This is a genomic window from Alsobacter soli, assembly GCF_003004785.1.
GTDB classification, from domain to species: domain Bacteria; phylum Pseudomonadota; class Alphaproteobacteria; order Rhizobiales; family Beijerinckiaceae; genus Alsobacter; species Alsobacter soli.
In genome coordinates, this window is the sequence record NZ_PVZS01000034.1 from 34,383 (window position 1) to 52,451 (window position 18,069).

The window sequence follows — 18,069 nt, forward strand, 5'->3', positions numbered from 1 at the left end:
ACGGGAGCGCCGTCCGCAGTTCGCCGAGCGAGCGCGCGCAGGGCCAGATAAAAAGTCAGGTTGGATTCGACCCGGGCTCAGAAATCCGCCGTAAGGCCCTTGATCTCCCAGTCGCCGTAGCGCACGGGTTCGAGCCCGCCGCGCCCCTGGCGCTCCGGTGGCAGTTCCGCCGCCTGCGCGTCGATGGCGGCGCGCCGGGCGGCCGCTTCCGCGAGGGCGCGCTGGGCGGCCGGACTCAGCGGCTTGCGCGCGGGCTCGGCTTCCGTCCCGGCGTCGGCCGCCTGGTCGGGCCCCGCCTGCGGCTCGGGGTTTGTCATGGTCGTGCTCGGGTCTTCTGGTCAGTGTTGCGGACCATAAAGGCCCGCCGCGCGAGAATTTCAATGCCGCACGCCGTCGCGCGCGCTTAAAGGATGAGTCATGCATCGACCCAGCAAGCGCCCCGACCGCCCCCGCCCGCCGGCCCAGGCCCCTGACGCCCCCGGCCTTCCCGCCCGCAAGCTCGCCGCCGAGGCCGTTGCGGCCGTGCTTGACGAGCGCCGGGCCCTCGACGAAACGCTCGACCGCCTCCTGGACGGCCCGAGGGCCTCCGCTATGGAGGACCGGGACCGCGCGCTGGTGCGCGCCATCGCCACTGTGGCGATCCGCCACTTCGGCGCCATCCGCAAGGCGCTGCTGGCGCGCATGAAGTCCGGCATGCCGGCCCAGTCCGGCGTGCTGGCGTCCGCCCTCGCGACCGGCGCGGCGCAGCTGCTGTGGCTCGACGTGCCAGACCACGCCGCCGTGGACCTCGCCATCCGGCTCATCCAGTCCGACCGCCGCGCCGAGCGCTACGCGGGGCTCGCCAACGCCGTCCTTCGCCGCATCGGCCGCGAGAAGGACGCCATCCTCGCCGCCATCGATCCGCTGGCGGACGACACCCCCGAATGGCTGGCGAAGCGCTGGTCCGCCGCCTACGGCGCGGATGCCGCCCGCATCGCCGCCGCCCAGGGGCACGAGGCCTCCGTCGACCTCACCGTGAAGGCCGACCCGCAGGCCTGGGCCGCGAAGCTCGACGCGCTGGCCCTGCCCACCGGCTCCCTGCGCCTGCGCCAGCGCACCGCCCTGCCCGAGCTGCCCGGCTACGCCGAGGGCGCTTGGTGGGTGCAGGACGCCGCCGCCGCGATGCCGGCCCGGCTGCTCGCCCCGAAGCCCGGCGAGCGGATCGCCGACCTCTGCGCCGCCCCGGGCGGCAAGACCGCCCAGCTCGCCGCCGCTGGCGCGGCCGTGCTCGCCGTCGACCGCTCCGAGCCTCGCCTCAAGCGGCTCCGCGTCAACATGGAGCGCCTCGGCCTCACGGTGGAGACCCGCGCGGTCGACGCCCTGCTGCTGGACGAGCCGGACGGCTTCGACGCGATCCTGCTGGACGCGCCCTGCACGGCGACCGGGACGCTCCGCCGCCACCCGGACGTGGCCTGGACCAAGGACGAGGCGGACCTCGTGAAGCTCGCCAGCCTGCAGACGCGCCTTCTCGACAAGGCCGCAACGCTCCTGCGCCCCGGCGGCCGACTGGTCTATTGCGTGTGCTCGCTGGAGCCCGAAGAGGGCGAGAAGCAGGTCGCGGCCTTCCTGGCCCGCCATCCGGATTGCGCCCGGGCCCCGATCACGGCCGAGGAGGTCGGCGTCGCCGAGGCGGTGACCCCGTCGGGCGACCTTCGCACCCTGCCCTTCATGCTCCCCCATGACGAGTCCCGCCTCGCCGGCCTCGACGGCTTCTACGCCGCACGGCTGGTGAAGGAGGGCTGAATGGCCTCTCCGCCGGCCCGGGTTTCACGTTCCGCTTTGGCCCGTCATCCCCGGCCCGAGCCGTGAAGTGGCGAAGGGAAAGGGGGATCCAGGGGCAACCCGGCTAACCCGGTCCCCTGGATCCCCGTCCCCGCGCTTCGCGCCGCCGGGGATGACGGCGAAGGTTGCAAGCCTGAGCGTGGCTTAGTCCCGCTTGTTCTGCCGGTGCTCGATCAGGTCGTTGACCACGGTCGGATCGGCCAGGGTCGAGGTGTCGCCCAGCGCGCCGAACTCGTCCTCGGCGATCTTGCGCAGGATTCGGCGCATGATCTTGCCCGAGCGGGTCTTCGGCAGGCCGGGGGCGAACTGGATCAGGTCCGGCGAGGCGATCGGGCCGATCTCCTTGCGCACCCAGGCCACCAGCTCCTTCCGCAGAGCTTCGGTGGGCTCCTCGCCCGTCATCAGGGTCACGTAGGCGTAGATGCCCTGGCCCTTGATGTCGTGCGGATAGCCCACCACCGCGGCCTCCGACACCTTCGGATGCGCCACGAGCGCGCTCTCCACCTCGGCCGTGCCCATGCGGTGGCCGGACACGTTGATCACGTCGTCCACGCGCCCCGTGATCCAGTAGTACCCGTCGGAGTCGCGGCGGCAGCCGTCGCCCGTGAAGTACTTGTTCGGGTAGGTGGAGAAGTAGGTCTCCATGAAGCGCTGGTGGTCGCCATAGACCGTGCGCATCTGGCCCGGCCAGCTGTCCGCCATCACGAGGTTGCCCTCGCAGGCGCCCTCCAGGATCTTGCCTTCCGCGTCCACCACCTCGGGCTTCACGCCGAAGAACGGCCGCGTGGCGGAGCCGGGCTTGAGCGCCGTGGCTCCGGGCAGCGGGGTGATCAGGATGCCGCCGGTCTCCGTCTGCCACCAGGTGTCCACGATCGGGCAGCGGTTGTCGCCCACCACCCGGTAGTACCACTCCCAGGCCTCGGGGTTGATCGGCTCGCCCACCGAGCCGAGCAGGCGCAGCGACGCGCGCGAGGTCTTCTTCACGGGCTCCTCGCCGGCGCCCATCAGCGAGCGGATGGCGGTGGGGGCGGTGTAGAAGATGTTGACCTTGTGCTTGTCCACCACGTCCCAGAAGCGGGAGATGGACGGATACGTCGGGATGCCCTCGAACATCAGCGTCGTCGCGCCGTTGGCGAGCGGGCCGTACACGATGTAGCTGTGGCCCGTCACCCAGCCCACGTCCGCCGTGCACCAGTAGACGTCACCCTCGTGGTAGTCGAACACATACTGGTGCGTCATGGACGCATAGACCAGGTAGCCCGCCGTGGTGTGCACCACGCCCTTGGGCTTGCCGGTCGAGCCCGACGTGTACAGGAGGAACAGCGGGTCCTCCGCGTTCATCGGCTCCACCGGGCAGTCGGCCGACGCCTTGGCGGCGGCCTCCTCGTACCAGACGTCCCGGCCCGGCTGCATGCTGATCGAGCCGCCGGTGCGCTTCACGACCAGCACGGTCTTGAGGCAGTCCACCTTGTCGGCGGCGGCGTCCACATTGGCCTTCAGCGGCACCTTGCGGCCGCCGCGCAGGCCCTCGTCCGCCGTGATCACCACGGCCGAGGCCGCGTCCTCGATGCGGCTCGCGAGCGAGTCGGGCGAGAAGCCCCCGAACACGATGGAGTGGATGGCGCCGATGCGGGCGCAGGCCAGCATGGCGTAGGCCGCCTCCGGGATCATCGGCAGGTAGATGGTGACGCGGTCGCCCTTTTTGACGCCGTGCGCCTTGAGCACGTTGGCGAAGCGGCACACCTCGGCGTGCAGCTCCTTGTAGCTGATGTGCTTGGATTCGTTCGGGTCGTCGCCTTCCCAGATGATGGCCGTCTGGTCGGCGCGCCGGGCCAGGTGCCGGTCCACGCAGTTCAGCGCCACGTTGGTGACGCCGTCCTCGAACCACTTGATCGAGACCGCGCCCGGCGCATAGCTGACGTTCTTCACCTTGGTGAAGGGCTGGATCCAGTCGATCCGCTTGCCGTGCTCGCCCCAGAAGGCGTCCGGATCCCGAACTGACGCGGCGTACATTTCCTGGTACTTCGCGTCGTCCACCCAGGCGCGCTTCGACCATTCGGCGCTGACGGGATAGACCTTCTCGGACATGGCGCTTTCTCCCAAAACGCGCGGCCGCCGCGGGGCGACCGTTGTGACTCGCATTGATTTCGAGGCCGCGGGGTCGGCCTTTTTCGCGGCGCATTATGCGAAGCGCCCAATTCGGCGGCAAGGCGGCGGCGCTCGTGCTTTGGTCGGGTCGACTTTTGGGGGGAGTCCGGGGCCTGGCCGAACGCTCTTGGCCCCGCCCGCGGCCCGTGCCACAAAGAGGCGTCGAGGTGTCCGGCTTGCGCCGGAAGAATCGGGAAGGCGGCGAAACTCCGCCACGTGCCCAACGCTGTGAGGGGGACCGCCGCGCACGACGCCACTGGCCTGGGCCGGGAAGGCGCGCGGACGGGATGAACCCGAGTCAGAAGACCGGCCTCGATCCATAGGACGTCGCCCGCGGACGGGGCCTCGTCGGCTTCGATCCGTGAGGGGAATCATGGACGTTTCGGGAGCGTTCTCCGCCGAGGAGCGCGCAGCGGTCTACCAGTGCATCCAGTCGCGCCGCGATGTGCGCGGCGAATTCCTGCCCGATCCGGTGCCGGACGCCGTGCTGGCGCGCATTCTCACCGCCGCCCACCACGCGCCGTCCGTGGGCTTCATGCAGCCGTGGGACTTCATCGTCGTGCAGGACCGGGCGGTCCGCGCGGAGGTTCACGCCGCCTTCCGCGACGCCAACGCCGAGGCCGCGGCCCGCTTCGACGACGAACGGGCGGCGCGCTATCGCGCCCTTAAGCTCGCCGGCATCCTGGACGCCCCGCTCGGGATCTGCGTCACCTGCGACCGCGACCGCGCCGGCCCAGTGGTGCTCGGCCGCACCCACCAGCCCGACATGGACCTCTACAGCACCGTCTGCGCCGTCCAGAACCTCTGGCTCGCCGCCCGCGCCGAGGGCGTCGGCGTCGGCTGGGTCAGCATCATCGACCCCTCGCGTTTGAGGTCGATCCTCGGGATCCCGGACGCCATCGTGCCCGTCGCCTACCTGTGCGTCGGCTACGCCAGCCTGTTCAGGACCACGCCCGAACTGGAGGAAAAAGGCTGGGCGAGGCGCAGGACCCTCGCTGAGCTTGTGAGCTTCGAGGGATGGCGGCGGCAGCCCGAGGACGAGCCGCTGATCGGGATGCTGCGCGCGGAGGCATCGAAAACCCGCCCTTGAAATTTGTACGCCTAAGCGTACATAATGGCGCATGAAGACGACCACCGCCTCTCACCTGCGCACCAACCTCGCCACCACGCTCGATCGCGTCGCGGACGATCACGAGCCCGTGGTGGTGACCCGCGAAGGCGGCAAGCCGGCCGTGGTGCTGATCTCGCTGGAGGATTACGCATCCCTCGAGGAGACGCGCCACCTCCTGCGCAGCCCGGCCAATGCGAGTCGGCTGCTCGCTTCCGTAAGGGACCTTGAGGCCGGCCAGGGAGTCGAGCGCCAAATCGAGGAATGAGGCTCGTCTTCAGCGAGGCGGCCTGGGACGACTACCTGCACTGGCAGAAGCAGGATCGGAAGACCCTGGAGCGCATCAACGGCCTGATCAAGGAGTGCCTGCGAACCCCGTTCGCAGGCCGTGGGAAGCCGGAGCCGCTACGCGGCGAACTCTCCGGCTGGTGGTCCCGGCGCATCGATCTGGAACACCGGCTCGTCTACCGGCTGGAGGGCGACGCGCTGATGATCGCGCAGTGCCGCTACCACTACTGACGGCGCCGCCTCACAGTCCGCCCATCTCCCGCACCACGTCCCACTCGGCGTCCGTCACCGGCTGAACCGACAGCCGCATGCAAGTGACGAGCGACATCTTGGCGAGGCGCGGCTCCAGCTTGACCGCGGCGAGCGGCACGGGTCGGGGCAAGGCCTCCACGGCCTTGATGTCGACCATCACCCAGGGCGAGCCCTCCGGGGCCGTGTGGTCCGGGTAAGCCTCCCGGATCACCTCGACGATCCCGACGATCTCCTTGCCGATGTTGGAATGGTAGAAGAACCCGCGATCCCCGAGCTTCATGGTGCGCAGGTTGATCTTGGCGAGGTGGTTGCGGACCCCGTTCCAGTGCGTGCCCTTGTCGCCGTCCGCGACGAGCTGGTCCCAGGAATAAACGTCGGGTTCGGACTTGTAGAGCCAGTGGGCCATGGGTCGGTCGTTCCGGTGAATCGGGGCGGAGATTAGGGTCAGAGCGGGAGCGGCGCCACTGCTTCCCAAGGTGTGAAAGTTTGCACCCTCATTCCCCAAGGGGAGATGGCGAGGGGACGTCGAACGCGCTGGCCCACATCCGCCCCTTCGGACCACCTTCTCCCCGCGCCGGGGCTACTCCAGCCCCGCGATCGCGCGGGCGAAGTCGCGGGCCTCGAAGGGCTCCAGGTCGTCCACGCCCTCGCCGATCCCGATGAAGTGCACCGGCAGGCCGAATTTGGCGGCCAACGCGACCAGAATGCCGCCCCGCGCCGTGCCGTCGAGCTTGGTCATCACAAGGCCGGTAACGCCCGCGATCTTGCCGAAGATCTCGGCCTGGGACAGCGCGTTCTGCCCCACGGTGGCGTCGAGCACCAGCAGCACCGCATGCGGAGCGGCCGCGTCGATCTTACGGATCACCCGCACCACCTTCTCGAGCTCCGCCATCAGTTCGGCGCGATTCTGCAGGCGCCCCGCGGTGTCGATCATCAGCACGTCGACGTTCTGCTCCCGCGCCTGGGTCAGCGCGTCGAAGGCCAGGCCGGCGGCGTCGGCGCCCTGGGCGCGCGCGACCACCGGCGAGCCCGTCCGCTCGCCCCAGACCTTGAGTTGCTCGATGGCCGCGGCGCGGAACGTGTCGCCGGCGGCGAGCATGAGGCTCTTGCCCTCGCGTTTGAACTTGGCCGCGAGCTTGCCGATGGTGGTGGTCTTGCCGGAGCCGTTCACCCCCACCATCAGGATCACGAAGGGCTTCTTTCCCCCATCGAGCACAAGAGGCTGGGCGACGGGCGCCAGCACCTTCTCGACCTCGGCGGCCAGCACCGACTTCACCTCCTCCGGCGCGATGTCCTTGCCGTAGCGTCCCTTGCCGACGGCCTCCACGATGCGGGTCGAGACCTCCACGCCGAGGTCGGCCTGGACCAGGATGTCCTCGAGGTCCTCCAGCGTGTCGGCGTCCAGCTTGCGCTTGGTGAAGATGTCCGTGATGCCGCCCCCGATGGCGGAGGACGAGCGCGACAGGCCTTCCTTGAGGCGGGTCCACCAGGAGCGCTTGGGAGCGGGCTCGGCCGCAGCGACAGCGACCGGCGCCGCTGGCGCAGGCTCGATGCGTTCGGGCTCGACAGGCGCCGACGGGGCCGAGACGGGCTCCGGCGGGGGCGGAGTCACGACCGGCTCAGCCGCCGCCAATTCGTCGATGAGAGACGGCTCCGGGGCAGGCTCTGGCGCGGACGGCGCTTCCGCGGCCGACGGCGCGGCGGCGGGTTCTTCCTCGGGCTCAGGCTCGACCGGCGCCGGAGGCGGCGGCGCAGCCGGCTCTTCCGGCTTCGGAGCAGGCTGCTCGCGCCCGAACAGGCGGGAGAAAAATCCGGTCTTCTTCGGGGTCTCGTCGCTCATGCGGCCTCGATAGCTGTTTCCGCCGGCGGCCGAAAGGGATAAGCCCGCCCCATGACCGCTTCAGCCTCGCTCTGGGGCCCGGCGCGCGCGCCGGGGCTTGATCTCCACTCCCGCCTGCTCTATCGCGACGGGCTGATGCTGATCCTCGACAAGCCCCATGGCGTGCCCGTCCACAAGGGCCCGAAGGGCGGCCGGCCCGGCGAGATCAACCTGGAGCAGTTCTTTGACCAGCTGATGTTCGGCCTCCCCCGCCCGCCAGCCCTGGCCCACCGGCTCGACAAGGACACCTCTGGCTGCCTCGTGCTGGGCCGCCATCGCAAGGCGCTGGAGAAACTGGCGCTGCTGTTCAAGCAGGGCAAGGTCGGCAAGACCTACTGGGCCGTGGTGGAAGGCGAGCCTGCAGCGGACGAGGGCGCGATCGACCTGCCCCTGGGGCGCTTGGACGAGACGCGCGGATGGTGGATGAAGGTGGACCCGGCGGGCCAACAGTCCCGCACCAACTGGCGCGTGCTCGGCCGGGGGACGGACCCGGACACCCGGCTTCCCATCGCGTGGCTCGCCATGGAGCCCGTCACCGGCCGCACCCACCAGCTGCGCGTTCACAGCCAGGCCATGGGCTGGCCCATCCTGGGGGACCCGATCTACGGCACGGCCCCACGCGAAGGCGGCACGCCGCTGCACCTGCATTCGCGCGCGATCGTCGTGCCGATTTCGAAGAACAAGGAGCCTGTAGCCGCGACCGCGCCCGTCCCCGGGCACATGCGCGAGCGGCTGCTGGCCTGCGGGTGGGACGGGGTGGAGGCTTTGCCGCCGAGCTCCGCCCCGATCACCAACTAGCCGCGACAGTTTCAGCCGTCATCCCCGGCCGGAGCGCCGGAGGCGCGGAGGGGAAGGGGATCCAGGCGCCGCGGGGCGGTTCGCCGCCACGCGGCCCGCCCGGCCGAATAGTCCGTCATTGCGAGGAGCGCAGCGACGAAGCAATCCAGAGTCGGGCATGGAACGCCACCGTCGCGGGAGCAGGCCTTCCCCGGTGAACGGATTGCTTCGCCTTCGGCTCGCTATGACGAAACAGGCCGCTTCCTAATCCGCCTTGCGGCGTCCGAAGTCCGGCTCGGGCGTTTCCTGCCCGATGTCGATGATCCCCCGCCGGATCGCGCGGGTGCGGGTGAAGAGGTTGAACAGCGTCTCGCCGTCCCCCCACCGGATGGCGCGCTGCAGGGCCGAGAGGTCCTCGTTGAAACGCCCCAGCATCTCCAGCACCGCGTCCTTGTTGTTGAGGAACACGTCACGCCACATCGTCGGGTCGGAGGCCGCGATGCGGGTGAAGTCGCGGAAGCCGCCGGCGGAGAACTTGATCACCTCGGACTGGGTGACCTCCTCCAGGTCCGCCGCCGTCCCCACGATGTTGTACGCGATGAGGTGCGGCACGTGGCTGGTGATCGCCAGCACCAGGTCGTGGTGCTGCGGCGTCATGGTCTCCACGTTGGAGCCGAGCTTCTCCCAGAAGGCGCGCACCCGCGCCACAGCGGCGGGATCCGTCCCCTCCGGCGGCGTCAGGATGCACCAGCGGTTGTGGAACAGCGTCGCGAAGCCGGCGTCCGGCCCCGAGTGCTCCGTGCCCGCCACCGGGTGCGCCGGCACGAAGTGGACCCCCGCCGGCAGCTGCGGCTGCACCTGCGCCACCACGGAGCCCTTGACCGAGCCCACGTCGGAGACGATCGCGCCCGGCGCCAGCGCCTGGCCCATCTCGGCCGCCACGGACCCGCACGCGCCCACGGGCACGCACAGGATCAGGTAGTCGGCCCCGCGCGCGGCCTCGGCGGCCGTCTCGGCGACCACGTCCGCCAAGCCGAGCTCGGCCACCCGCGCCCGCACGGCGGGCGACGCGTCCGCCGCCACCAGGGTGCGAGCCAGGTTCAGCCGCTTGGCGGCGCGCGCCAGCGAGGAGCCGATGAGCCCCAGGCCGACGATGACGAGCCGCTCGAATAGCGGCTCAGCAAGGGGCGGTCCCAGACGCTCAGGCACCGGCCTCGCCCTTCATGAAGTCGCGCAGCGCCTGGACGACGAGGCGGTTCGCTTCCTCGCCCCCGACCGTCAGCCTGAGCGCGTTCGGCAGCCCGTAGGCGCCCACCGCGCGCAGGATCAGCCCGCGCTGGGTCAGAAAGGCGTCCGCCGCCTTGGCGGTCTTGCCGGCGGTCTCCGGGAAGTGGACAAGCAGGAAGTTGCCGACGCTCGGCGTCACCGTCAGCCCCAGCGCCTCGATCTCCTGGGTGAGCCACGGCAGCCAGCGCTCGTTGTGCGCCACCGCCTCCGCCACATGCGCGTCGTCCGCGATCGCCGCCACGCCCGCCTCCAGGGCAGGGCCGCCGACGTTGAACGGTCCGCGGATGCGGTTCAGCGCGTCGGCCACATGCGCCGGGGCGTAGCACCAGCCGAGCCGCAGCAGCGCGAGCCCGTAGATCTTCGAGAAGGTCCGGCACATCACCACGTTGTCGCTGGTCGAGACCAGCTCGATGCCCGACGCGTAGTCGTTGCGCCGCACGTATTCGGCGTAAGCCGCGTCCAGCACCAGCAGCACGTGCGGCGGCAGCCCGGCATGGAGGCGCTTCACCTCCTCGAACGGCAGGTAGGTGCCGGTCGGGTTGTTCGGGTTCGCCAGGAACACGATCTTGGTGCGCGGCGTCACCGCCGCCAGGATGGCGTCCACGTCCGCCACGTAGTCCTTCTCCGGAACCACCACGGGCGTGCCGCCCGCCGCCAGCAGGGCGATCTTGTAGACGAGGAACCCGTACTGCGAGTAGATGCCCTCGTCGCCCGGCCCCACATAGGCGTGCGTCAGCAGGTTGAGCAGCTCGTCCGAGCCCGCCCCGCACACGATGCGCGCCGGATCGAGCCCGTACTTGGCCCCGATCGCCTCGCGCAGCGCGATGGCGGAGCCGTCCGGGTAGAACTCCAGCTTCTCGGCCGCCTTCTTGTAGGCTTCCACCGCCCGCGGCGAGGGCCCGAGCGGCGTCTCGTTGGACGACAGCTTGTGCAGCTTCACGCCGGCCGGGGCCGCGCTCTTGCCCGGCACATAGGCCTCGATCGCCAGGACGCCGGGGCGCGGAACGGGGCGGGCGGGAGCGGCTGCGGTCATGGTCGTGTCCAGTGCGGTGGTGAAACGGAAACTCAGGCGGGAAGCCGGAAGCGCGCGGCGTGGGAGCCGATCTCGCGGATGTCGAAGACGCCGACGCCCAGCCCGGCCATGGCGGACATCAGGGCGTCCAGCGTGACGTCCCCGGGCGCGGCCACCAGCAGGTCGAGCCCGGCGTCGCCGCCGGCGCTGCTCTCGACGGTCGCGCCGATGCGCGCCAGCGCCGGTTGCAGCCCCTCGCGCCAGCGCTCGATGCCGAGCGCATACAGCACGATGTCGCGCACCGCCGCGTCCTCGATGGGCTTGGAGATGCAGTAGACGGGCGTTCCCGCCGGGTGCTGGGGCCGCTCCACGAAGGGCAGCCGCGCGATGATCTTGGGCCGGTCGGCGCCGGCCAGCGCCGTCCACCACGCCCCCGCGGCGCGGCCGGGCTCCGCCCGGAAGATGCCGAGGTCCCCCGCCGAGGACGCCACCGCGTCGATCACCGACTTGGCGCTGTCATGGGTGACGAAGGGCACCGTGAAGCCGAAATGGAAGCGCGCCGTGTCCCGCATGGGGGCGTCGCCCCCGGAGACGTCGGCGTGCACGCTGTAGGGCGCCTGGACGTAGGTGAAGGTCGAGATGATCACCCGCCAGATGCCCTCGACGGTGTCGAAGGGCAGGATCCCCCCGTGCCGCCCGGCCAGCACCCGCATCTGCGACGCCTCGCGCCCCGGCCGGAAGGCCGAGCCCGACACCTGCGTCTTCTTCACCTGGATCAGCGTGTCGATGATGCGGCCCCGCTCCATCAGGAGCTCGTGCATGCTCGCGTCGATGCGGTCGATCTCCCGGCGGAGATCGTCCAGGGTCGGCATGGAGCCTTGGGGCGAGGGGGCGTCGGCCATGGCGTGCGGGATCCGGAAGCGGCGGAACCCGCCGCGCGGGCGCAGTCATAGAGCAAAACCCGCCCCGAGGGGAACGGGAAACCGCGCCGCTATGCGCCGGGCCGGCGCGGGCTGCAGGGCGTTTCGAAGACGAAGCTCGGCCCTCTCCCCCTCATCCCCGGCCGGAGCGGCGAAGCCGCGGAGGGGAAGGGGATCCAGGGGCAGCGCCCGCCAACCGATCTCGCAAGGTCTGGAAGCCCACGGTTCACGCCCAGTCCCCTGGATCCCCTTCCCGGCCTGCTGCGCAGGCCGCCGGCGATGACGGCCGAGAACTCAGGAGCGCTCACGTCGCGGCGCCTCGTCTCCCTCGCAAGAATGAAACCCGTCATGGCCGGGCTCGTCCCGGCCATCCACGCCGTCGCGCAGGGCATGGATCCCATGGCAGATGTGCGTGGATGACGGCCCGGCAGACAGGCCGGTTTTGACCCGCCGGCGCCGGCGCCAGGGGACGATGCGCCCCTTCGTCCTGAATTGCTTCGCTTCGCTCTCAGAGACAGAAGCGGAGACCTACCCCTCGGCCTTCAGCGGCCGCGTCATCAGCGCGTCGATCGCCTGGTCGATCGTAAGCTGGCCGGACAGCACCCGGTCCACAGCCTCCGCGATCGGCATATCGACCCTTCGCGAGCGCGCCATCTCGACCAGCGCGCGCGCCGTGAACACGCCCTCGGCGAGCTTTCCGCCGCCCGCCAGGGCGGGCGCGGCGCCGGCGCCCAGGTCGAACCCGTAGGCGAAGTTGCGCGACTTGGCCGAGCCGCAGGTCAGGATCAGGTCGCCCAGGCCCGAAAGCCCCATCAGGGTCTCCGGACGCCCCCCAAAGGCCTTCGCGAAGCGCGAGAGCTCGGCGAAGCCGCGCGCCGTGAGCGCCGCCTTGGCGCTCTCGCCGAGTTGGCGCCCCGCCACGATGCCAGCCGCGATGGCGAGCACGTTCTTGGCCGCGCCGCCGATCTCAACCCCGCGCACGTCGACGCCGTGGTAGACGCGGAAGCGCGACGACGACAGCGCCTCGGCCAGCCCCTCCGCGGCTACCGGGTCGCCGCACGCCAGCACCACCGCCGTAGGCAGGCCGCGGGACACGTCGTCGGCGAAGCTCGGGCCGGACAGGATGGCCGGGAGCGCGCCAGGCGCCGCCTCGGCCGCCACCTCGCTCATGAACCGCCCCGTGCCGCGCTCGATTCCTTTCGCGCACACCACGACCGGCGTCCCGGCCCGCAGGTGCGGCGCCAGCGCCTGCGCGACCCCGCGCAGGGCCTGCGCCGGCACGGCGAGCAGGATCCCGTCGGCCTGCCCGAGCTCGGCCATGTCCGCCGTGGGCGCGACCCCGTCCTCCAGGCGCACGCCCGGCAAGCGCCGGACGTTCTCGCGCCGAGCGCGCATCGTCTCGACCTCGGCCGCGTCCCGCGCCCACAGCGTCACGGAGCGCCCGGCCCGCGCCGCCGCATTGGCCAGGGCCGTGCCCCAGGCGCCGCCGCCGGCGACGCCGATATGCGCGAAGCCGCTCAAGCCGTGGCCTCCGCCTTCACCTCCGCCAGGGGCCAACGCGCCCGCGGCGCGACGCCCATGTCGTCCTTCAGACCCTTGCGCAGCCGCTCCACGCCCGCCCAGGCGATCATGGCCCCGTTGTCCGTGCACAGGGAGAGCGGCGGGGCCGCAAGCCTCAGGCCGGATTCGTTGGCGAGCCGCAGCAGGGCGCGGCGCACCGACTGGTTGGCGGCGACGCCGCCGGCGACCACCAGCGCGTTGGGTTTGCCCGGGAACACCCGCAGGGCGGCGCGTGTCCTGTCCACGACCACGTCCACCACGGCGGCCTGGAACGAGGCGCACAGGTCCGCCACGTCCGTGGGCGTCAGCGGCGCGATCCGCTCCGCCTCGAGCCGCACGGCCGTCTTGAGCCCGGACAGGGAGAAGTCAGGCTCGGCGCGCCCCGCCAACGGCCGGGGCAGCGCGAAGCGCTCGGGATCGCCGCGCTCGGCCTCCTTCTCCACCTGCGGACCGCCCGGATAGGGCAGCCCCAGCATCTTGGCGGTCTTGTCGAACGCCTCCCCGATAGCGTCGTCCATGGTGGTTCCGAGGCGGAGGTAGTCGCCCACGCCTCGCACGGCGAGCAGCTGCGTGTGCCCGCCGGACGCGAGAAGCAGCAGGTAGGGAAACTGGATCTTGTCGGTCAGCCGCGCCGACAGCGCATGCGCTTCCAGGTGGTTCACCGCGATGAACGGCTTGCCCGCCACCAGCGCCAGCGCCTTCGCGGTGGTGAGTCCCACGATGACGCCGCCGATGAGTCCGGGCCCGGCGGCGGCCGCCACCGCGTCGATCTCCGAAAGCTTGGTTCCGGCCTTCTCCAGCGCCCGCGCCACGATGCGGTCCAGCACCTCCACATGCGCGCGGGCCGCGATCTCCGGCACCACGCCCCCGTAGGGCGCATGCTCGGCGATTTGGCTGAGCACCTCGTTGGACAGGATCTCGACTTCGCCTTCGCGGGGCGAGTCGACCACGGCCGCAGCGGTTTCGTCGCAGGTGGTTTCGATGCCGAGAACGCGCATGAAGGATCCTTCCAGCCCCGCGGACGTCATTGCGAGGAGCGCAGCGACGAAGCAATCCAGGAGGACCACGCGTTCCTGGATGGCGTCGCCTGCGGCTCGCGACAACAAGCCGGGGCCGNCCACGCGTTCCTGGATGGCGTCGCCTGCGGCTCGCGACAACAAGCCGGGGCCGGCTTTCGCGCCCCGGTCCGACACCCTATAGTCCGCGTCGCCCGCGAAGGAAACGGCGGGGCATGAGGACAAGGCTTTGGCGACCAGCGATATTCGGCTCAGGATCGGAACCCGGGGGAGCCCGCTCGCCCTGTGGCAGGCGCGGGAGGTCCGGTCCCGGCTCCTGACGGCCAACGACTGGCCGGAAGCAGCCGTCGAGCTCGTCGTCATCAAGACCACCGGCGACATGATCCAGGATCGAGCGCTGTCGCAGGCGGGCGGCAAGGGGCTTTTCACCAAGGAGCTCGACGCCGCCATGCTGGCTGGCGACATCGACCTTGCGGTCCATTCCGCCAAGGACCTGCCCACCTTCTTCCCCGAAGGCATCGCCATCGTGGGTTACCTGCCTCGCGAGGACGTCCGCGATGCCCTGATCTCCCCTCGGGCGAGGAGCCTGGCGGACCTGCCGCAGGGCGCCGTGGTCGGCACCGCGAGCCTGCGCCGCCAGGCCCTGGTGAAGCGCCTGCGCCCGGATATCCGCACCACCCTGCTGCGCGGCAACGTCGAGACCCGGTTGCGCAAGGCCAACGAGGGCGAGATCGACGCCACCCTGCTGGCGCTGGCGGGCCTGAAGCGCCTCGGCCTCGCCGACCGCGCCGCCGCCGTGCTGGACATCGACGACTTTCCGCCCGCGGTGGGCCAGGGCGCCATCGCCATCACGGCGCGCCCGCACGACGAGGCGGCCGCGGCCGCCCTGGCCGGCGTGGTCTGCGCCGCGACGGCAGTGACCTTGGCCGCGGAGCGCGCCTTTCTCACGGTTCTGGACGGCTCCTGTCGCACGCCGATCGCCGGCCACGCGACGGTGGCCGACGGCCGCGTGTCGTTCCGCGGATTGCTGCTGCGCGAGGACGGCTCCGAAGGCTACGAGGCGGCCCGGGAGGGCGCAGAGGCGGATGCGGCGAGCCTGGGCGCCGAAGCCGCACGCGACATCCTCGCCCGGGCTCCGAACGATATCTTGGCGCCGAAAGACGCCTCTGCGCATTGAAAGCCGCCTGGGCGTCCGCTCGGGTCACCTGGTCAAGACACCCGCATGCACGCACTCCTGTCCCGCCCCGAGGCTGAGGCTCGCCGCACGGCGGAGCGCCTCGCCTCTTTCGGCCACGACGCCGTGGTGGCGCCCGTTCTGTCCATCAGCCGCACCGAGGCGGAACTGCCGGCCGATCCGGGCTACGGCCTGATCGCCACCTCCGCCAACGCCAGGATCGCCTTTGCGGAGGGCGTCCCCGAAGGCTGGCTCGGCCTGCCCCTCTATGTCGTCGGCGAGCGCACGGCCGAGCCCTTCCGGGCGCTCGGCTTCGGGCGGATCCACGTCGCCCAGGGCGACGCCGCGTCCCTGGCCGGGTTGATCCGCGATGCGGCCCCTGCTGGGGCGCGCCTGCTCTACCTGGCGGGCGCGGACCGGAAGCCTGCGCTGGAGACGGCGCTGGCGGAGGCCGGCGTCGGGCTCGCCGTGGCTGAGATCTATCGCGCCGAGGCGGCTCAGGCCTTGCCAGAGGGGGCCGCGCAGGCGCTGCGCGACGGCCCGCTCGACGCTGCGCTCCACTTCTCGCGCCGCAGCGCGGAGATTCTGTTCGCCCTTGCCGACCATGAGCGCCTGGGCGCGCCCCTGCGCGCCCTGCGCCACCTGTGCCTGTCGGACGATGTCGCCCGCGCCGTCCGGCGCGCCGGCGCCGCCCAGGTCGAAGTGGCGGGCGCGCCGAACGAAGCCAGCCTGCTGGCCCTGCTGGACACGCCGGCCGACGCCATGGCGGCCACCCTCGAACGGACGGGCTGTGAAGGGTCGGAAGCTGCAGCTATAAGGGATCGCGAGCCGCCGCCCGGCAGGGCCGGCCCAGCCGAGCGGAGCATCATGACGGCCGATACGGACAAAGAGCGGAGCGCCCGCAAGCGCTCCTCTGGCCCGCAACGCGAACCGCAGGTCCTCGACCTGCCCCCCGACGCGGTCACCGAAGCCACTCCGGAGCAGCAGGCGGCGGCCGTCGCCGAGACCCCCGTCGCCGAGACGGACGCGTCCCCGGCGCCCGAGGCGAGCGCCGCCCTGGGCGAAGGCGCACCCCCGCCCGAGGCCGAGCCGGCAGAGGCCGAGCCGCCCCCTCCCCCGCCTGCGGAGCCGCCTCCTTATCGACGCCCGCCGTCTCCTTCCTATGGGGTTCCGATTGCGGCCGGCCTGCTCGGCGGCGTCGTCGGCGCGGCCGTCATCGCCCTGGCGGCGACCCTGTGGGGCGGTCTCGGCGACATCAACGACCGGCTCACCGGCCTCGAATCCAGCGTGGGCGAGAAGGCCACGCGCCGCACCGTCGAGGCCATCGACAAGCGGGTCGCTGCCGACGAGGGCGCGGTCCAGGGCCTTCGTGGGGACCTCGACGCCTTGTCGAAGCGCGTGCCGGCGGACCCTGCCTCCGCCTTGGCCCAGCTCTCTGAACGGCTGGAGAAGCTCGAGACGGGCGTGGGCGCCCTGGAGAGCCGGCCCACTCCCGCCGCTCCCTCTTCGCCGCCGCCTCCGCCCGCTCCGGCGATCGGCGCGCGCGAGACCGCGATTCTGTCCGTCGCCTGGCTGGTCCGCGACGATCTGCAGCGGTCGCTGCCCTACGCTCGCGAGTTGGAGGCGCTCAAGTCGGCCAAGGCCGATCCGGCGGCGATCGCCGCCCTGGAACCGTTCGCCGCGAAGGGCGCGCCGATGGTCGCCGCCTTGCAGGCGCAGTTCGCGCCCCTCGCCGAAAAGATCGCCAATCCGCCTCCGCCGCCTGTCCAGGGCGGCTGGTGGGAGCGCATGCAGGCGCGCGTCGCCGGCCTCTACAAGGTGCGCCCGCTCGGTGAAGCGAGCGGGGATACGCCGGCCGCCATCGCGGCCCGGGCCGACGCCGCCCTGAAGCGCGGCGCCCTCGCGGATGCCGTCAACGAGCTCGGCAAGCTGCCGGACTCGGACAAGGCCTCCATCAAGTCCTTCCTCGATCTCGCCCAGGCGCGCCTCGCGGCCGGCCGCGCGGCGGACGACCTGGTCACGAAGTCGGCGGATCAGGTTCTCGCGGCCACTCAATCCGGAGGCGCGGTCCGATGATCCGCACGCTCATCTTCATCGCGATCCTCATCGGCCTCGCCTTCGCGGGCGCCTGGCTCGTCGAGCAGCCCGGACAGGTCATCGTCACCCTGCCCCGCTTCGGGCAGGTGCAGACCTCCCTGCTGGGCGGCGCAGCCGCAGTGTTGGCTTTCGCGCTCGCCGTGCTGCTGCTCTGGACGGTGCTGCGCTTCGTGCTCAGGCTGCCGTCGATCCTCAGCTTCACCGCCCGCGCCCGCAAGCGCGCCCGCGGCTTCGCCGCCGTCTCCCGCGGCATGATCGCCGTGGGCGCGGGCGACCCGCGCTCGGCCAAGCGCTATGCCGCCGACGCCGCCAAGCTGCTCGGCAAGGAGCCGCTCGCGCTGCTGCTCAAGGCCCAGGCCGCCCAGATGGCCGGCGACCGCGGCCAGGCCGAGGGCGCCTTCCGGCAGATGCTGGACGACCCGGAGACGCGGGTGCTCGGCCTGCGCGGCCTCTTCGTGGAGGCGCGCCGCAAGGGCGACACGGCGGCCGCCCGGGCCTACGCGGCCGAGGCCTCGCGCCTGGCCCCCAGCGTCGCCTGGGCCGGCGAGGCCCTGCTCGAGTTCCAGTGCGCGGACCACGACTGGGCGGGCGCGCTCGCCACCCTCGACCGCGGCGCCCGCGGGCTCGACAAGGCGGCCGTGAAGCGCCAGCGCGCGGTGCTGCTCACGGCCGACGCGCTCGCCCGCGCCGAGCGCGAGCCCGACGCCGCGCTCCTGCGCGCGCAGCAGGC

Annotated in this window: 17 protein-coding genes and 1 riboswitch; of the genes, 8 read left to right on the forward strand and 9 right to left on the reverse strand. The window is 71.7% G+C overall.

Going from position 1 to position 18,069, the window contains the following annotated elements; genetic code table 11:
• Positions 1-77: 77 nt before the first annotated feature.
• A complete protein-coding gene (locus tag SLNSH_RS21470; protein ID WP_106339813.1) occupies positions 78-317 on the reverse strand; it encodes a DUF1674 domain-containing protein in 240 nt (79 codons plus the stop codon).
• Between the two features lie 100 nt (positions 318-417).
• On the opposite strand from SLNSH_RS21470, the gene SLNSH_RS21475 reads away from it, so the two are divergent.
• A complete protein-coding gene (locus SLNSH_RS21475; RefSeq protein WP_106339815.1) occupies positions 418-1,782 on the forward strand; it encodes an RsmB/NOP family class I SAM-dependent RNA methyltransferase in 1,365 nt (454 codons plus the stop codon).
• Positions 1,783-1,965: 183 nt separating this feature from the next.
• On the opposite strand, the gene acs is transcribed toward SLNSH_RS21475, so the two are convergent.
• The gene (acs, locus tag SLNSH_RS21480; protein WP_106339817.1) at positions 1,966-3,909 is read right to left on the reverse strand and encodes an acetate--CoA ligase; all 1,944 of its coding nucleotides are present in this window, start codon (positions 3,907-3,909) and stop codon (positions 1,966-1,968) included.
• Between the two features lie 208 nt (positions 3,910-4,117).
• Positions 4,118-4,298: riboswitch (cobalamin riboswitch) on the forward strand.
• Between the two features lie 44 nt (positions 4,299-4,342).
• On the opposite strand from acs, the gene bluB reads away from it, so the two are divergent.
• The 3 genes from bluB to SLNSH_RS21495 are packed head-to-tail and all read left to right on the forward strand — an operon-like array spanning position 4,343 to position 5,596.
• Positions 4,343-5,059: a 5,6-dimethylbenzimidazole synthase gene (bluB, locus tag SLNSH_RS21485; RefSeq protein ID WP_106339819.1), complete on the forward strand. Its 717-nt coding sequence runs from the start codon at positions 4,343-4,345 to the stop codon at positions 5,057-5,059.
• Between the two features lie 31 nt (positions 5,060-5,090).
• The gene (locus SLNSH_RS21490; protein ID WP_106339821.1) at positions 5,091-5,345 is read left to right on the forward strand and encodes a type II toxin-antitoxin system Phd/YefM family antitoxin; all 255 of its coding nucleotides are present in this window, start codon (positions 5,091-5,093) and stop codon (positions 5,343-5,345) included.
• The gene (locus SLNSH_RS21495; protein WP_106339823.1) at positions 5,342-5,596 is read left to right on the forward strand and encodes a Txe/YoeB family addiction module toxin; all 255 of its coding nucleotides are present in this window, start codon (positions 5,342-5,344) and stop codon (positions 5,594-5,596) included. The genes SLNSH_RS21490 and SLNSH_RS21495 overlap by 4 nt, the downstream gene beginning before the upstream one ends.
• A gap of 10 nt (positions 5,597-5,606) precedes the next feature.
• On the opposite strand, the gene SLNSH_RS21500 is transcribed toward SLNSH_RS21495, so the two are convergent.
• Together SLNSH_RS21500 and ftsY are read right to left on the reverse strand one after the other, a co-directional pair.
• On the reverse strand, positions 5,607-6,023 hold the full coding sequence (locus tag SLNSH_RS21500; RefSeq protein ID WP_106339825.1) for an EVE domain-containing protein: 417 nt from the start codon (positions 6,021-6,023) through the stop codon (positions 5,607-5,609).
• A 174-nt stretch (positions 6,024-6,197) separates the two neighbouring features.
• On the reverse strand, positions 6,198-7,457 hold the full coding sequence (gene ftsY / locus SLNSH_RS21505) for a signal recognition particle-docking protein FtsY (protein ID WP_106339827.1): 1,260 nt from the start codon (positions 7,455-7,457) through the stop codon (positions 6,198-6,200).
• A gap of 51 nt (positions 7,458-7,508) precedes the next feature.
• Here ftsY and SLNSH_RS21510 point away from each other — a divergent pair, with 51 nt between their 5' ends.
• Complete coding sequence (locus SLNSH_RS21510) at positions 7,509-8,294, forward strand: RluA family pseudouridine synthase (RefSeq protein ID WP_106339829.1); 786 nt, start codon at positions 7,509-7,511, stop codon at positions 8,292-8,294.
• A 243-nt stretch (positions 8,295-8,537) separates the two neighbouring features.
• Here SLNSH_RS21510 and SLNSH_RS21515 read toward each other — a convergent pair whose 3' ends face one another.
• From SLNSH_RS21515 to tsaD, 5 genes are all read right to left on the reverse strand, one after another.
• On the reverse strand, positions 8,538-9,482 hold the full coding sequence (locus SLNSH_RS21515) for a prephenate/arogenate dehydrogenase family protein (protein WP_106339831.1): 945 nt from the start codon (positions 9,480-9,482) through the stop codon (positions 8,538-8,540).
• The gene (gene hisC / locus SLNSH_RS21520) at positions 9,475-10,593 is read right to left on the reverse strand and encodes a histidinol-phosphate transaminase (RefSeq protein WP_106339833.1); all 1,119 of its coding nucleotides are present in this window, start codon (positions 10,591-10,593) and stop codon (positions 9,475-9,477) included. Before hisC ends, SLNSH_RS21515 begins: the two co-directional genes overlap by 8 nt.
• Positions 10,594-10,625: 32 nt before the next feature.
• On the reverse strand, positions 10,626-11,474 hold the full coding sequence (locus SLNSH_RS21525; RefSeq protein WP_106339835.1) for a chorismate mutase: 849 nt from the start codon (positions 11,472-11,474) through the stop codon (positions 10,626-10,628).
• Positions 11,475-12,020: 546 nt separating this feature from the next.
• Positions 12,021-13,013: an NAD(P)H-dependent glycerol-3-phosphate dehydrogenase gene (locus SLNSH_RS21530; RefSeq protein WP_106339837.1), complete on the reverse strand. Its 993-nt coding sequence runs from the start codon at positions 13,011-13,013 to the stop codon at positions 12,021-12,023.
• A complete protein-coding gene (gene tsaD / locus SLNSH_RS21535) occupies positions 13,010-14,050 on the reverse strand; it encodes a tRNA (adenosine(37)-N6)-threonylcarbamoyltransferase complex transferase subunit TsaD (RefSeq protein WP_106339859.1) in 1,041 nt (346 codons plus the stop codon). The genes SLNSH_RS21530 and tsaD overlap by 4 nt, the downstream gene beginning before the upstream one ends.
• Before the next feature lie 247 nt (positions 14,051-14,297).
• On the opposite strand from tsaD, the gene hemC reads away from it, so the two are divergent.
• From hemC to SLNSH_RS21550, 3 genes are all read left to right on the forward strand, one after another.
• The gene (gene hemC / locus SLNSH_RS21540) at positions 14,298-15,245 is read left to right on the forward strand and encodes a hydroxymethylbilane synthase (protein WP_106339839.1); all 948 of its coding nucleotides are present in this window, start codon (positions 14,298-14,300) and stop codon (positions 15,243-15,245) included.
• 45 nt (positions 15,246-15,290) lie between these two features.
• A complete protein-coding gene (locus tag SLNSH_RS21545; RefSeq protein WP_106339841.1) occupies positions 15,291-17,318 on the forward strand; it encodes a uroporphyrinogen-III synthase in 2,028 nt (675 codons plus the stop codon).
• The coding region (locus SLNSH_RS21550; protein WP_280954492.1) for a heme biosynthesis HemY N-terminal domain-containing protein at positions 17,315-18,069 on the forward strand (755 nt) is incomplete at its 3' end. The genes SLNSH_RS21545 and SLNSH_RS21550, both read left to right, overlap by 4 nt.